Origin of the sequence: Clavibacter sepedonicus (assembly GCF_000069225.1) — a bacterium.
GTDB lineage: Bacteria > Actinomycetota > Actinomycetes > Actinomycetales > Microbacteriaceae > Clavibacter > Clavibacter sepedonicus.
Map to the genome: position 1 here is coordinate 2,755,334 of NC_010407.1, position 14,787 is coordinate 2,770,120.

At 71.8% G+C, this 14,787-nt stretch carries 15 protein-coding genes and 2 tRNA genes; 10 read left to right on the plus strand and 7 right to left on the minus strand.

Annotated features, from left to right (window positions below):
- Positions 1 to 82: 82 nt before the first annotated feature.
- Positions 83 to 1,045, plus strand: coding sequence for an IS481-like element IS1121 family transposase (locus CMS_RS16725; protein ID WP_012296866.1), 963 nt, complete (start codon positions 83 to 85; stop codon positions 1,043 to 1,045).
- Positions 1,046 to 1,088: 43 nt separating this feature from the next.
- Here CMS_RS16725 and CMS_RS12845 read toward each other — a convergent pair whose 3' ends face one another.
- Positions 1,089 to 1,820, minus strand: a complete 732-nt coding sequence (locus CMS_RS12845) for an SGNH/GDSL hydrolase family protein (RefSeq protein ID WP_041464697.1) — start codon at positions 1,818 to 1,820, stop codon at positions 1,089 to 1,091.
- Positions 1,821 to 1,969: 149 nt separating this feature from the next.
- Here CMS_RS12845 and CMS_RS12850 point away from each other — a divergent pair, with 149 nt between their 5' ends.
- The gene (locus tag CMS_RS12850) at positions 1,970 to 2,290 is read left to right on the plus strand and encodes a hypothetical protein (RefSeq protein ID WP_012299863.1); all 321 of its coding nucleotides are present in this window, start codon (positions 1,970 to 1,972) and stop codon (positions 2,288 to 2,290) included.
- Positions 2,291 to 2,314: 24 nt separating this feature from the next.
- Here the strand turns inward: CMS_RS12850 and CMS_RS12855 are convergent, their stop codons facing one another.
- The 5 genes from CMS_RS12855 to CMS_RS12875 are packed head-to-tail and all read right to left on the minus strand — an operon-like array spanning position 2,315 to position 7,625.
- Positions 2,315 to 3,211 carry a prenyltransferase gene (locus CMS_RS12855; RefSeq protein ID WP_012299864.1) on the minus strand — a complete coding sequence of 299 codons (897 nt, stop codon included), beginning with the start codon at positions 3,209 to 3,211 and terminating at the stop codon, positions 2,315 to 2,317.
- A complete protein-coding gene (locus CMS_RS12860) occupies positions 3,204 to 3,572 on the minus strand; it encodes a lycopene cyclase domain-containing protein (RefSeq protein ID WP_012299865.1) in 369 nt (122 codons plus the stop codon). Before CMS_RS12860 ends, CMS_RS12855 begins: the two co-directional genes overlap by 8 nt.
- Positions 3,569 to 3,913: a lycopene cyclase domain-containing protein gene (locus CMS_RS12865; RefSeq protein ID WP_012299866.1), complete on the minus strand. Its 345-nt coding sequence runs from the start codon at positions 3,911 to 3,913 to the stop codon at positions 3,569 to 3,571. The genes CMS_RS12860 and CMS_RS12865 overlap by 4 nt, the downstream gene beginning before the upstream one ends.
- The gene (gene crtI / locus CMS_RS12870) at positions 3,913 to 6,558 is read right to left on the minus strand and encodes a phytoene desaturase family protein (protein ID WP_012299867.1); all 2,646 of its coding nucleotides are present in this window, start codon (positions 6,556 to 6,558) and stop codon (positions 3,913 to 3,915) included. Before crtI ends, CMS_RS12865 begins: the two co-directional genes overlap by 1 nt.
- The gene (locus CMS_RS12875) at positions 6,555 to 7,625 is read right to left on the minus strand and encodes a polyprenyl synthetase family protein (protein ID WP_223842658.1); all 1,071 of its coding nucleotides are present in this window, start codon (positions 7,623 to 7,625) and stop codon (positions 6,555 to 6,557) included. Before CMS_RS12875 ends, crtI begins: the two co-directional genes overlap by 4 nt.
- A gap of 44 nt (positions 7,626 to 7,669) precedes the next feature.
- On the opposite strand from CMS_RS12875, the gene idi reads away from it, so the two are divergent.
- Both idi and CMS_RS12885 read left to right on the plus strand, forming a co-directional pair.
- A complete protein-coding gene (gene idi, locus CMS_RS12880; protein WP_012299869.1) occupies positions 7,670 to 8,242 on the plus strand; it encodes an isopentenyl-diphosphate Delta-isomerase in 573 nt (190 codons plus the stop codon).
- A gap of 295 nt (positions 8,243 to 8,537) precedes the next feature.
- Positions 8,538 to 9,704, plus strand: a complete 1,167-nt coding sequence (locus CMS_RS12885; protein WP_086935954.1) for an IS30-like element ISCmi3 family transposase — start codon at positions 8,538 to 8,540, stop codon at positions 9,702 to 9,704.
- Between the two features lie 69 nt (positions 9,705 to 9,773).
- Here CMS_RS12885 and CMS_RS12890 read toward each other — a convergent pair whose 3' ends face one another.
- Positions 9,774 to 11,513, minus strand: coding sequence for a glycoside hydrolase family 13 protein (locus CMS_RS12890; RefSeq protein ID WP_012299870.1), 1,740 nt, complete (start codon positions 11,511 to 11,513; stop codon positions 9,774 to 9,776).
- 160 nt (positions 11,514 to 11,673) lie between these two features.
- On the opposite strand from CMS_RS12890, the gene CMS_RS12895 reads away from it, so the two are divergent.
- The 6 genes from CMS_RS12895 (at position 11,674) to CMS_RS12925 (ending at position 14,787) form a co-directional block, all read left to right on the plus strand.
- A complete protein-coding gene (locus CMS_RS12895) occupies positions 11,674 to 12,612 on the plus strand; it encodes an aldo/keto reductase (protein ID WP_012299871.1) in 939 nt (312 codons plus the stop codon).
- Between the two features lie 114 nt (positions 12,613 to 12,726).
- Positions 12,727 to 12,798 (plus strand) — tRNA-Thr (locus CMS_RS12900).
- 38 nt (positions 12,799 to 12,836) lie between these two features.
- A tRNA-Met gene (locus tag CMS_RS12905) sits at positions 12,837 to 12,910 on the plus strand.
- Positions 12,911 to 13,115: 205 nt separating this feature from the next.
- Entirely contained in the window at positions 13,116 to 13,307 is a 192-nt protein-coding gene (locus CMS_RS12910; protein WP_012299872.1) for a hypothetical protein, read from the plus strand.
- Between the two features lie 599 nt (positions 13,308 to 13,906).
- Positions 13,907 to 14,356 (plus strand): FAS1-like dehydratase domain-containing protein, encoded by a 450-nt coding sequence (locus CMS_RS12920; RefSeq protein ID WP_041464698.1) that lies wholly within the window; start codon positions 13,907 to 13,909, stop codon positions 14,354 to 14,356.
- Positions 14,353 to 14,787, plus strand: coding sequence for a MaoC family dehydratase (locus CMS_RS12925; protein WP_086935921.1), 435 nt, complete (start codon positions 14,353 to 14,355; stop codon positions 14,785 to 14,787). The genes CMS_RS12920 and CMS_RS12925 overlap by 4 nt, the downstream gene beginning before the upstream one ends.

A 14,787-nucleotide genomic window follows, 5' to 3' on the forward strand; every position in this document is an offset into this window, starting at 1 on the left:
ACGTTGGTGACACTTCGGGGCGTGTGAAGAGGCCTCCTGGCTTGATGGAGCTGTTCAGTTCAACCATCGCCAGGAGGCCTCGATGTCCCACGGTAATGCTCGTCTGACGGTTCACGGGAGGGTTCTCCTCGTGCGGCGGGTGGTGGAGGATCGTCGGCCGGTCGCGCACGTCGCGCGGGAGCTGGGGGTGTCGCGGCAGTGCGCGCATCGATGGGTGAACCGGTTCCGTGCCGAGGGGCTGCGAGGGCTGACGGATCGGTCATCGCGGCCCCGGTCAGTACCGAGGCGAACGAGCCCGGAGCGGGAACGGGCCGTGCTGGAAGCGCGGGCCCAGTTGCGGGCGGGTCCTGCGCGGCTGGCGCCGGTGACAGGTGTTCCATCCCGTACGATCTCCCGCATCCTGCGCCGGCACGGGGCGCCGCCGTTGGCATGGTTGGACCCCGTCACCGGGGCCGTGATCCGGGCATCCCGGTCAACGGCGCACCGGTATGAGCACGAGCATCCGGGTGATCTGATCCACGTGGACGTGAAGAAGCTCGGGAGGATCCCGGACGGAGGCGGCTGGCGGGTCCACGGGCGCAGCGAGCAGGTCCGCGGCCGCGGGATCGGGTTCGATTACGTCCATGCCGCGGTCGATGACCACACCCGTCTCGCCTACGCGGAGATCCATCCCGATGAGAAAGGCGCGACCGCGGCCGGGTTCCTGACCCGCGCAGCGGCGTACTTCGCCGGGCGCGGGATCACCCGGATCGAGCGGGTCATCACGGACAACGCGTTCGCCTACCGGCACTCGACCGCGTTCAAGAACGCCGTCCAGGACCTGGGCGCGCGGCAGAAGTTCATCCGCCCGCACTGCCCCTGGCAGAACGGCAAGGTCGAGCGCTTCAACCGGACCCTCGCGACCGAGTGGGCCTACCGGCAACCCTTCACCAGCAACCAACACCGCGCCGACGCGCTTGACCCCTTCATCGAGCACTACAACACTGAACGAATCCACTCAAGCCACGGGCTCACGCCCGCGGCCCGAGTGTCACCAACGTCATGACCCAGTACAGCTAGGGACGCCACCGGGCGGATCCACCGGCCGGTCAGGCCCCGCCGCGCTCCGCCTGCAGGTCGGCGATGACGCGGCCCACGTGCTCGCCCCAGCGGCGGTACATGGACGCGTAGCGGAACTCGCCGCCCTCGAAGTCGACGGGGCCGGCGTCCGGCAGCTTGACCGACGTGACCTGCGGGAAGCGCGCGCACACCTCGGCCTTGCGCTCGGAGAGGTACATCGCGTGATCCCGGAAGAGGCCCCGCACGAACGCGCCGGCCTCCACGTACTGCGATACCTGGGGCACGTCCGAGACGAGCACCATCGAGTTGTCCGCGGTCTGCTCCACGAGGTGGTCGAGCAGGTCCTCGAGGCGGTGGACCCACGGCGTGAGGCGCGCGAGCTCGAGCGCGTCGGCGACCCCGGGCATCACGAGCACGACGTCGTAGCGGTGCAGCTCGGTGATCTGCCGCACGGCCTCCTGCGTGGCGGTGAGGTGCTGGTCGGCGAGCGGGACGGTGCGCCACTCGACGCCGCGGCCCGTGATCGCGGCGAGCGCCTTCGCGGACTGCGCCGCGACGCCCTCCGCGTGCGTGCGGAGGCCCACGCCGGATCCGCCGATGCCGCCGAGCGCGAGGACGCGATCGGGATCCGGCCCCGGCACCACGCCGACGGGCGCGTCCGTGGGCACGGTCGCGGTCAGCGGGGTGGGGAGCCCGCCGCGCAGGCCGGCCGCCACGAAGGGGCGCACCGTCTGGTGCAGGAGGCGGATCGGCGGTGACATGGGCTCCTGGGGATCGAGGGGCGTCCGTCCATGATGCGCGGACCGTGCGCCGGATCCGCGCCGAGCACCCCCGTGTCGGACGCACAGCCTATCGTCGTCCACGAGCACGGCCGGGTGCTCGCGCCCCCGTCCCGTCACCTGGAGCACCGATGACCCGCGAGCCCGAGCCCCTCATCCACCACCCCCACGCCCGCTTCCACCAGGGCGCGTGGCGCGTGCAGGTCGCGTCGCAGCCCGTCCTCGGCTACGTCGTGCCGACCGTGCGCGCGCCTGGCGCCGCGACCGTGTTCGAGGTCTACGCCGACGCGGTCGACGACTCCGGCCGCCGGGTGTGGGTGTCCACCGCGGTCACGCTGGAGGCCGCCGTCGCGTGGATGCGCGAGCACGACATGGAGCTGCTCTCCTTCGCCGGCGAGCACGCCCGTCGCCGCCGCGAGCTCGCGACGGGGATGATGCCGACGCACTACTGAGCGGGTGCGGCGGGGCCGTCGGCGTCAGGCGGTCGTGAGCCAGTACGCGATGAGGAGCATCGTCACCACGAAGCCGGAGAGGAAGTTGAGGCCGAGGAAGCGGCGCCAGCCGCGGTTGGCGGCTCCCGCGTCCTCGTCGCGGATCGACCAGAACGGCGCGGTGCTGAGGATGTACGGGATCACGAGCACGGCCGCGATGATCCCCGGCAGACCCGTGAACAGCATCGCCACGCCGGCCGCGGCGTAGGCGAGCACGGCGATCCGAACGGTCACGGCCCCGCCGAGCACGGTCGCGATGGAGGAGATGCCGCCCTCGCGGTCGGCGACGATGTCCTGCACCGCGCCGAACGCGTGCGACGCGACCCCCCACAGGAAGAACGCCGCGAGGATCGCCCACAGCGCGGGCGTGAACGCCCCGCCCGCGAGCACGATCCCGTAGACGGCGGGCGACGTGAAGTGCGTGCTCGAGGTGAGCGAGTCGAGCACGGGCCGCTCCTTGAAGCGGAGGCCCTTCAGCGAGTACGCGATCACCGCGAAGACGCTCACCGCGAGCACGGCGATGCTCGCCGCGGATCCCACGATCACGAGGTAGACGAGGAACGGCACGTTCGTGACGAGCACCGCGAGCAGCACCGGCCGGTGCATCGCGCGCGCGAGCACCGCGCCCTCGACACCGCCCTTCCGCGGGTTCCGCATGTCGGACTCATAGTCGAAGACGTCGTTGATGCCGTACATCGCGAGGTTGTACGGGATGAGGAAGTAGAGGGTGCCGAGGACGGCCGTGAGGTCGAGCTCGCGCGTGACCGTGAGGTACGCGGCCGCGAACGGGAAGGCCGTGTTCACCCAGGAGAGCGGGCGCGACGAGAGCGCGACGGTGCGCAGCATCTCCGCGGCACCCGGCCGCGCGCGCACGTCACTCATGCGCTTCGATGCCGGACACGCTGCGGCGGCGGCGCAGCAGGTACCAGACGGCGGGCAGCAGCACGAGGGCGGCGATGGCGTAGGCGAAGTCCTCGATGGGCGCGTAGCCGAGGATCAGGCCCACCAGCTTGTCCTCGTCGTAGCCGACGAGGCCGACCTTGATCATGATGTTGTCGAAGATCAGGGTCATCACGAGCAGGATCGCGACGGGCATCCGCCGGTACCAGTAGTACTCGGGGTAGTCGAAGCGGCTGGATCCGTACGGCACCGCGTTCGCCTCGCGCAGCAGCAGGCGGCGGAACAGGAACCCGACGACCGCGACGGGGATCAGGAACAGCAGGTCGAGCACCAGGTAGCTCATCGGTTCGCGCGCTCCCTCGCCCGGCCGACGTGGTGGTCGGCGAGGCGGCTGAACCCGTTGACGAGGTTCATCGTGAGGTAGCAGAGCAGGGTGAGGAAGAAGACCTCCTCGAGCGGCAGCTCCGGGCCGACGAGGATCCCCGTCATGAACGGCGTCTCGCCGCGGAAGAAGATGCCCTGCGAGATGCCCGCGATGTCCCACAGCAGGAAGAACGCGACGCCGATGAGGAGCGTGCCCGCCGCCGCCGTGCGGTCGCGCCAGAAGAACAAGCGCCAGCGCCGGTCGACGAGCATCATGCAGCCGAGCGCGCCGAGCAGCAGCACCAGGTAGACGAGCCTCATCAGGCCACCGGGCGGCCGACCGTGCGCACGAGCGGCACGGCGCCGGGGCCGGTCGACGTGTCGCCGCGGAGGCGCTTCACGAGGATCTCCGCGCTGATGAGGCACATGGGCAGGCCGATGCCGGGGATGGTGGATCCACCGGCGTAGTGCAGCCCGTCGACCTTCTTGCTCGTGTTGCCCGCGCGGAACATGGCCGACTGGGTGAGCGTGTGGGCGGGGCCGAGGATGGTGCCCTTCCACGAGTGCAGGTCGGCGGCGAAGTCGCCGGGGCCCGAGGTGCGGCGGAGGACGATGCGCTCGGCGAGGTCGGGGATGCCGGCCCAGTCGCTGATCTGCTGGATGGCGCGGTCGGCGATCTCCTCCACGCGCGCGTCCCCGGCGCCGTCGATGCCGCCGCGGCCGATGGTCGGGTCGGCGGGGATCGGCACGAGGATGAAGACGTTCTCGTAGCCGTCGGGCGACACCGAGGAGTCGGTGGCGCTGGGCTTGCAGACGTAGATGCTGGCGGGATCCGGCACCGACGTCGAGCCGCCCTTCGGCGGGAAGATGCGGGAGAAGTTCTCGTCCCAGTCCTCCGTGAACAGCAGCGTGTGGTGGTGCAGCTCGGGCAGGCCGCCCTTCACGCCGAGGTAGACGAGCACCGCGCCGGGGCCGACGGTGGCCTTGTCCCAGTACGACTGCGGGTAGGTGCGGAACGCCTCCGGGATCAGCTCGGTCTCGGTGTGGTGCAGGTCGGCGGTGGAGACGACCACGTCGGCCTCGAGCGTCTCGGTGCCGGCGTCGGTGGTGATCTGCACCCCGCGCGCCCGCGCCTTCCCGGCCTTCGTCGGCTCGGTGAGGATCCGCGAGACGGGTGCGCCCGTGCGGATCTCGACGCCCTCGGCCCGCGCGACCCCCTCGATCGCGTCGATCACCGTGATGAGGCCGCCCTGCGGGTAGAGCACGCCGTCCTCGAGGTCGAGGTGGCTCATCAGGTGGTACATGCTCGGGGCGAGCTTCGGCGACGAGCCGAGGAACACGGCCGGGTAGCCGAGGATCTGGCGGAGGCGGCGGTCCTTCACGTACCGGGCGACATGCGTCTCGAGTGGCGTGAGCAGCAGCTTCGCGAGCGTGCCCGTGCGGGTGACGACGTCGCGCTTCAGCAGCGGCCGGTAGTCGGAGAAGGTCGTGTAGAGGAAGCGCTTCTTCGCGACCTCGTAGACGTCCTTCGCCGAGTCGAGGTAGCGGGCCATCGCCGGGCGGGATCCGGGCTCGACGCTCTCGAACAGGTCGAGGTTCGCCTCGCGGGAGTCGCGGATGTCGATGGGATCCGGGTCGCCCTCGAAGAGCACGCGGTAGCCGGGCAGGCGCACGAGGTCGAGCTGCTCGGCGGCGCTCGTGCCCATCAGCTGGAAGAAGTGGTCGAACACCTCGGGCATGAGGTACCAGCTGGGACCGAGGTCGAACCGGAAGCCGTCCTTCTCCCACGATCCGGCGCGGCCGCCGACCTCATCGCGGCCCTCGACGAGGGTCACGCGGTATCCGTCGCGGGCGAGGAGCGAGGCGGAGGCGAGGCCGGCGATCCCGCCGCCGATCACGATGGCGGTGGGTGCGGTCATGGCGCTCTCCTGCTGCTCGGGGTCGGTCGGGGCGGACTCGGACGGACCGGGGTCCGTCGGGGCGGGACGGGCCGCGGGGGTGGGGCGGGCGGCGTGCGCGCGGGGTCCGCGGGAGCGGCGCACGAGGCGCCCGTCGACGCCGGACGGCTCCGCGCCCGACGCGGCGGCGAGCGCGATGCGGGCCTTGACGGGATCCGGCACCCGCACGCGCGTGCGCACGAGCTCCGAGGCGGGGGTGTCGCGGAGGCGCACGGCGAGCTCCGCGAACAGGCCCTGCGCGAGCGCGACGGCGCGGCGGCTGGATGCGGGGAGGTCGGGGATGACGGCGCCCGACACGCGGAGGTCGTGGTCGATGTCGTCGAGGATGCGCTCCTTGTCGGCCTCCGAGAAGGTCGCGACGTCGACGCCGGGGAAGTAGCTGCGGCCGAGCGCGCCGTGGTCGGCGGCCAGGTCGCGGAGGAAGTTGACCTTCTGGAACGCCGCGCCGAGGCGCTTGGCGCCCTCCTCGAAGCGGATGCGTTCGGGGCGCGTGGTCGCGTGGCCGACCAGGAACGCGCGCAGGCACATGAGGCCGACGACCTCGGCGGATCCGTACACGTACTCCGTGAAGGAGGCGGGCGTGTGCTCCATCCGCCGCAGGTCCATGCGCATGGAGGCGAAGAACGGCGCGGTGAGCTCGGCGCCGAAGCCCGCGCGGCGGGCGGTGATGGCGAAGGCGTGCACGACGAGGTTGGTGCTGTAGCCGCGGAGCATGGCGTCCTCGGTCTCCTGCTCCAGCGCGTCGAGCAGGGCCTCGACGTGCGCGGGATCCACGCCCGCGCCAGCCGCCGCGCCGTCGACGATCTCGTCGGCCACGCGCACGAGCGCGTACACGTTCTCGATGTGCTGGCGGACGTCGGGGCCGAGGAGGCGGGACGCGAGCCCGAAGGAGGTGGAGTAGCGGCGGATCACGACGGAGGCCGTCTCCTGCGCCACGCGGTCGTACTTCTCGAGCCCCGTGGGCGCCTGGGGGGCGGCGGGCCGGCGGCCGGGCAGGCGACGCGTCATCGGATGCGCCCGAGCACGGACTCCGCGACGGGCGCGAGCTCCCGGCGGAGCGCCTCCGGCACGACCGGGTCGTCGAGGCGCGCGACGGCGGCGACCGCGAGATCCCGCGCCACGCCCTCGGCGTAGGCCCGCGCTCCCGAGCTCTCCAGCACCGAGCGGACGAGCGCCGCCTCGCCGCGGGAGAGGTCGTCCTTGCCGACGAGCGCGCTGATCTCGCCCCACTCCGACGAGCGGACGGCGTGCGCGATGAGCACCGTGCGCTTGCCCTCGCGGAGGTCGCCGAGGTTGGTCTTGCCGGTCTCCTGCTCGTCGCCGAAGACGCCGAGCACGTCGTCCACCACCTGGTACGCGATGCCGATGTCGCGGTCGAAGTCGCCGAGCGCCGCGACCACCTCGGGCCGCGCGCCCGCGAGCACGGCGCCGGCCTGCAGCGGCGCCTCGAACGAGTAGACGGCGGTCTTGAGGCGCTCCATGCGGAGGATCTCGTCGACGCTCGGCACGTCCGCGGTGAGCGAGAACTCGACGTCGATGAGCTCGCCCGCGGCCGACGCGAACACGGCGTCGTCGAGGATCTCCATCAGGTGCGACCGCGTGAGGTCGCGCACGCCGCTCGCGTCGATCAGGCGGTAGGCGTTGACGAGGGCCAGATCCCCCGCGATCACGGCGGCGGACATGCCGCGGTGCTCGGCGAGCGGCTGGGGCAGGCCCTGCGTGGTGGCGATGTCGCGGTAGGCGCCCGAGACGTTGGGGCCGCCGCGCCGGGTGAAGTCCCGGTCGATGACGTCGTCGTGGACGATGAGCGCGGTGTGGAGCATCTCGAACGCGGCGCCGACGTGGGCCGCGGCCTGCACGTCCTGGCCGCCCAGGCCGTCGTACGCGGCCATGACCATGCGCGGACGGAAGCGCTTTCCGCCTGCCGTGTTCGACTCGAGCGTGCGCCACAGCTTCACGTACTCGTCGCCCATGACCTCGGCGCGCACGAGCGAGCGGGCGAAGAACGCGTCCAGCACGCCGTTCACATGGACCTGCCTCGATGTGGAGACGGCAGCGAGGTTGGTGGCGTCCACGGATGAAACCTAACATCGTGGGGGTAACGGAAAGCAGGGAGCGCATGCCACAGCACACCGAGCTCGTCGTCCTCTTGGACGACGACGGCGAGACCATCGGGACGGCGCCCAAGGCGACGGTCCACACCCGCGACACCGCGCTGCACCTCGCGTTCTCGTGCCACGTGTTCGACGCGGAGGGGCGGATCCTCGTCACCCGCCGCGCCATCGGCAAGCTCACCTGGCCCGGCGTCTGGACCAACTCGTTCTGCGGACACCCCGCGCCCGACGAGGACATGCTCGAGGCCGTCCACCGCCGCGCCGAGCAGGAGCTCGGCCTCACCCTCGAGTCCGTCGAGCTGGTGCTGCCCGACTTCCGCTACCGCGCGACCGACGCGGCGGGCGTCGTCGAGAACGAGATCTGCCCGGTGTTCCGCGCGGTCGCGGCCACGCCGGTGGATCCGCGGCCCGAGGAGGTCGGCGAGTACCAGTGGGTGGATCCCGAGCAGCTCATCCCGGCGGTCGCCCACACGCCGTGGGCCTTCAGCCCGTGGCTCACGCTCCAGCTGCCGCTGCTGTACCCGGAGCACGCGGCGCACGCCGGGCTCGCGGACGCGGCGGCGGTGCCGGCCGCCTGATCCGCGGACCCGCCGACACGAGGGGCCCGGCCGCGGTGGGCGGATTCTCGTGGTCCCCGCAACACCCTGAGTTCAGGGGGTTGCGGGGATCGTGGTTTCGGGTGAGTTGCGGCGGGAGTTCTTCGAGGTACTGGACCGGGTCGATGGCAGCATCACGGCTGCTGCGGCTGTGGTCGGGGTGAGTCGGAACACCGCGTACGGGTGGGCGCGCACGGCTGGTGTGCGTGGGCGCGGGAAGTCCGGTACAGCGGGGCATCCAGGGCGTGGCGAGTACGAGCGGCTCCGCGTGGAGGGGATGTCCCGGCGGGTAGCCGCGTCGCGGGTCGGTGTGCATGAGCGCACTGCGCAGGACTGGGACCGCGGCTGGATGAAGCGGGGCAGTGTTCGGATTCATGCTGATGGTCGGCGGATCGAGTACAACACCGGGATGGCTACGGTCACGGGACCGCGTCTGCCCGCTGTCGACGCTGTTCTGCATCCGCGGTTCCTGACCGTGATCGAGCGGGAGACGATCGCGGATCTGCGCCGTCAGGACCTGTCGCTGCGCGCGATCGGGCGGGTTCTGGGTCGGCCGGCATCGACGATCAAACGCGAGCTCGATGCCCGCACGGTCGCGGGGACCTACCAGCCCCACGCGGCGCACCGGGCCTGGGCAGCGAGCCGCTCTCGTCCGAAGCGGGCGAAGCTCGCTCAGGACGGGCCGCTGCGGGACTACGTCGCACGCAAGCTGATGCTGCGCTGGTCACCGGAGCAGATCTCCCGCCTGCTGGTTCGGGAGTTCCCGGGCGAGGAGAGTATGCGGGTGAGCACGGAGACGATCTACCAAGCGATCTACGTCCAGGCCCGCGGCGGACTGCGCCGCGAAGTCGCCGACGCGTTACGCACCGGCCGCACCCGCCGCAGACCCCGCACCCGCCCAGAGCATCGCACTCAACGGTTCGTGGACCCGATGGTCATGATCGCTGACCGGCCCGCGGAGATCGAGGACCGGGCAGTCCCTGGGCATTGGGAGGGTGATCTGATCGTCGGCACGAGCTCACAGTCCGCGATCGTGACTCTGGTCGAACGCACCACCCGCTACGTCATGCTCGGCCATCTCCCCGGCGGGCATACCGCCGAGGAAGTCCGTGACGTGCTCGTGCCCTTGATCAGCACCCTGCCTGCACACCTACGTGGATCGTTGACCTGGGACCAGGGCGCTGAGATGGCGAGCCACCGCCAGATCAGCATCCAGGCCGGAATCCCGGTCTATTTCTGCGATCCGCACTCACCCTGGCAACGCGGCAGCAACGAGAACACCAACGGACTCCTGCGCCAGTACTTCCCTAAGGGCACCGATCTCGCCGCCCATACCTCCGCCGACCTCGAACATGTCGCTCAGCAGCTCAACGGCCGACCACGCAAAACGCTCGACTGGGACACCCCAGCCGAGCGAATGCGTGCTCTACTGACAACCATCTAAATCATCAGGTGTTGCGACGACCACGAGAATCCGCCAAGGCGAGGGGGCGTCGTGGCGTCCGGGACGGGGCTACTCGCGGATCAGCCACACGGTCGTGTCCGACGGCACGGCGTCGCCGTCGAGCGGCCGGCTCGCGAGCAGCACGCGGCCCTCGGGCAGCGGAACGGCGGACTCGCCGAGGTTCGCGATCACGGTGACGCCCGCGCTCTCGAACGCGATCACGTCGTCGCCCTCCGCCGCGATCCACTCCAGCGCGCCCAGCGCGAGGCCGTGCTCGCGACGCAGCAGCAGCGCCTCCGTGTAGAGGGAGAGGGTGGACGCGGGATCCGCCTGCTCGGTGTCGCGCGCGAAGCGGTCCCAGTCGTCGGGCTGCGGCAGCCAGCTGGCGTCGCCGTCGCTGAAGCCGTACGACGGCTTCCCGGCCTCCCACGGGATCGGCACCCGGCAGCCGTCGCGCCCGTAGCGCTCGCCCGCGGTGCGGTGGAACGTCGGATCCTGGCGCGCGGAGTCCGGCAGCCGGGTGTCCTCGGGCAGCCCGAGCTCCTCGCCCTGGTAGATGTAGGCGCTGCCGGGGAGCGCCAGCATGAGCGCGCTCGCGGCGCGGGCGCGGCGGAGGCCCAGCTCCTCGTCGACGGTCACGGTCGACTCCGGCCCGATGCCCACGCCCTGCGGGTTCTCGCCCGAGAGCGCGAGCCGGCTGGCGTGTCGCACCACGTCGTGGTTGGAGAGCACCCACGTGCTCGGCGCGCCCACGGAGGAGAACGTCGCGAGCGACGCGTCGATCGTCCGGCGGAGCGCGGCGGCGTCCCACGGCGTCTCGAGGTAGCTGAAGTTGAAGGCCTGGTGCATCTCATCGGGGCGCACCCAGTCGGCGAGCTTCGCGAGCGGCTCGACCCACGCCTCGGCGACCATCGCGCGGTCGCCTTCGTAGGAGTCGAAGATCTCGCGCCACTCACGGTAGATCTCGTGCACGCCCTCCTGCGCGAAGTACGGCGGCGGGGGAGCGGGCTGGTCGTCCACGCCGCCGGCGCCGCCCATGCTGCCCTGGCCCTCGGGCGGCGTGTAGTCGGGGAGGCCGGGCGCCTTGACCATGCCGTGCGCGACGTCCACGCGGAAGCCGTCGACGCCCCGGTCGAGCCAGAATCGGAGGATCTCGCGGAAGCGCTCGCGCACCCACGGGTTCGTCCAGTCGAGGTCGGGCTGCGACGAGTCGAACAGGTGCAGGTACCACTGGCCGGGCGTGCCGTCGGGCTCGGTGAGGCGGGTCCACGCGGGGCCGCCGAAGATCGACTCCCAGTTGTTCGGGGGCAGCTCGCCGTCTGCGCCCTTCCCGTCGCGGAGCATGTAGCGGGCGCGCTCCTCGCTGCCGACGGGCGTGGCGATCGCCTCCTGGAACCAGCGGTGCGCGGAGGAGGTGTGGTTCGGGACGATGTCGACGATGACCCGGAGGCCCAGCTCGTGCGCGCGGCGCTGCAGCCGGTCGAAGTCGTCGAGGGTGCCGAACAGCGGATCCACGTCGCAGTAGTCGGCGACGTCGTAGCCCGCGTCGTTCTGCGGGGAGAGGTAGAAGGGGGAGAGCCAGACGGCGTCGACGCCGAGCTCGCGGAGCGCGGGGAGCCGCTCGGTGATCCCGGGGAGGTCGCCGATGCCGTCGCCGTCGGAGTCGGCGAACGAGCGCGGGTAGATCTGGTAGATGACGGCGGTGCGCCACCACTCGGATCCGGTGCCGTGCTGCGGGGTGCTGTCGGGGTGGGTCGAGATGTCGTCCCGGGCAGCCGGGGAGGGGGCTGTGGGGGAGGGCGGAGTCATGCATCGAGCCTAGGCGACGGCCCCCGCGCGCTCCCGCCGAGCGCACGGGCGGCCACGGCGCGGGACGCTGGATGCGGCCATGGGCGGAATAGCCGGGCCCCGGTGCGCGCTGGAGGAGGGGGCGGCCGCCGCCCCCATCACCGGACGAAGGAGATCAGCAATGACGGACCCCGCACGCGTGCCCCTCGGATCCAGCGGACTGGAGGTGCTGCCCCTGTCCTTCGGCGGCAACGTCTTCGGCTGGACCGCCGACGAGGCCACCTCGTTCCAGCTCCTCGACGCGTACACCGCCGCCGGCGGCAACTTCATCGACACAGCCGACGTGTACTCCGCGTGGAAGCCCGGCAACTCCGGCGGCGAGTCCGAGGAGATCATCGGCCGCTGGCTCGCCTCGCGCGGTCGCCCCGACGACCTCGTCATCGCCACCAAGGTCGGCGCGCACGAGGCCGCGAAGGGCACGTCGCGCGACAGCGTCCGCCGCGGCGTCGAGGCCAGCCTTCGTCGGCTCGGCGTCGACGCGATCGACCTCTACTACGCGCACGTCGACGACCAGGACACCCCGATCGAGGAGACCGTCACGGCGCTCGCCGAGCTCGTCGCCGAGGGCAAGGTCCGCGCGATCGGCGCGTCCAACTTCACGGCCGAGCGCCTGCAGGCCGCGCTCGACGTCTCTGCCCGCGAGGGCATCGCCCGCTTCGAGGTCCTCCAGAACCGCTACAACCTCGTCGCCCGGGACGACTACGAGGGTGAGCTCGTCGACCTGCTGATCCGCGAGGGCATCGCGTCCGCCCCTTACTCGAGCCTCGCGAGCGGCTTCCTCACGGGCAAGTACCGCGGCGCGGACGTCGACAGCCCGCGCGCGGGCGCGGCCTCCAAGTACTACGACGACCACGGCCGCGCCCTGCTCGAGGTGCTGGACCGGGTCGCCGATGCGCACGGCGTCTCCGTCACCACGGTCTCGCTCGCGTGGCTCCGGGCCCAGCCGTCGGTCACCGCGCCGATCGCGAGCGCGCGCGACCTCACGCAGCTGCCCGACCTCCTCGCCTCCGTCGACCTCGAGCTGACGGCCGACGAGATCCGGGACCTCTCCGCGGTCTGATCCGCGGGAGGCCGGCCGGCCGTGCCCCGGTCCGGGGCCGTCACGCGTCTCGTGGGCGGTCCCGGACCTGCTATCGTCGTATGGTTCCAGCGCGTCTCCGACGCGCCCGGGCACGCCCCCATAGCTCATTGGTAGAGCACTTCCTTGGTAAGGAAGAGGTAGTGAGTTCAATCCTCACTGGGGGCTCGATCCCTCAGGCGGCCGCGGCCGACCGCGAGGGTCATGGCGGGGTAGCTCAGGTGGTTAGAGCACACGGCTCATAATCGTGGTGTCGCGGGTTCAAGTCCCGCTCCCGCTACGGAAGCGCGGATCCTCATTCGGATCCGTCCTCCTCGATAGGCCCCGGACACCTCTCGCCAGGTTCCGGGGCCTTTCCTCTGCCCTCGTGCGGGGCCGCCGCCCTGACGCGGGGTCTCTGCCCGGCTCTGGTGCGCCCGCCGGCCGCGTGTCCTCCCGTGGCCGCTGCCCTTCCGGCGCCAGCACCCACGGCGTAGCCTCCGGGCATGACCCACCACGAATCCCCCGACCACCCCGACCACGCCTCGGGCGCCGAGCACGACGACGTGCTCTACAAGACCCAGGGCAACCCCGTCCCCGACGCGCACGACGAGGAGCGCCGCGAGGCACCCGCCGGCGGCGACTACACCGCCAGCGAGTCCGAGGAGGAGAAGGAGGCGCGCGAGGGCGGCGCCTGATCCGCACTCCGCGCACCGTGCGCACGAGGGCCGCCGCGACGCGTTCGCGGCGGCCCTCGCGCATCCCCGGGCCCGTCCTCGCGGGCCGTCGCGGGCCCTCCGGGGGGCGACACGCCGGGTCGGCATGGGCGCCGGATCCGCTCCGTCGGCCCGGATCCGCATGACGACGCGGAAGGCGCCGCGACACGCCGAACCACTAGATGTAGTGGAATGACAGGTCTGTAGTTCGGGTTATATAGTGGAGAACCTCACCGCCCCACCGGGTGGCCGAGCAACCCGGATCCTCGCGAAGACGCGGATCCGGAGGCCATCGGGGCGAGAGCCACGAGACCTGAGGAACCGCACCGGCGGTTCCCGACCAGACACAACGGGAGGCACCCATGGACTACGACAACAACGACACCGTCGGCGGCTACGCGATCCCCGTCGACCCCATGGAGCTCCTGCAGTGCGACTCCTGCCAGTAGGCAGCTGACGCCGCAGCAGCGGAATCGCGACGAGGGCCCCGGTCCCCACGAGAAGTGGGGGCCGGGGCTCTCGCGTACCCGGGGAAGGCCCCGCGCCGGGGCGCTCGCGCACCCGCCGCGTAGGATCGTCCGGTGCCAGTGAATCCAGAGCTCCAGGGTCGCGTGCTCCCCGCCGCCGCCCCGTACCTGGTGGGACGCGAGAAGGTGCGCGAGTTCGCCCGCGCCGTCGGCGCCACCCACCCCGTCCACCTCGACCCCGAGGCGGCGCGCGCCGCCGGCCACGCCGATGTGGTCGCGCCGAGCACGTTCCCCGTCGTGGTGCAGGAGGCGACGCTCGCGCAGCTTCTGGCCGAGCCCGACGCCGGCATCGACTTCAGCCGCGTCGTCCACGGCGAGCAGGCCTTCACCTACTCGCGGCCCGTGGTCGCGGGCGACGAGCTGACCGCCACGCTCACCGTCACCAAGGTCGCCACGCTCGGCGGCAACGCGATGGTGACCGCCGAGTCCGCCATGGTCGACGCATCCGGCGCGCACGTCGTCACGGCCGTCTCCACCCTCGTGGTCCGCGGGGACGACGCGTGAGCGCCGTGGCAGTGCCGGACATCGCCGACCTCGCGGTGGGCGACGTCGTGGCCGAGCGCTCCGTGCACCTCACGCGCGACTCCCTCGTCCGCTACGCGGGCGCGTCGGGCGACTTCAACCCCATCCACTACCGCGACGACGTGGCCGCGTCGGTCGGGCTGCCGGGCGTGCTCGCCCACGGCATGCTCACGATGGGCCAGGCCGTGCAGCCCGTGGCGGACTGGGCGGGCGATCCGTCGCGCGTCGTCTCCTACGGCGTGCGGTTCACGCGGCCCGTGGTCGTGGATCCCGCCGACGGCCAGGACCTGACGGTCGTCGCCAAGATCGGCGCGATCGACGCCGAGGCGGGGACCGTGCGCATCGACATCGCCGTCTCCGTCGACGGGAAGACCGTCCTCGGCCGCGCGCAGGCGCAGGTCCGGCTGGCGTAG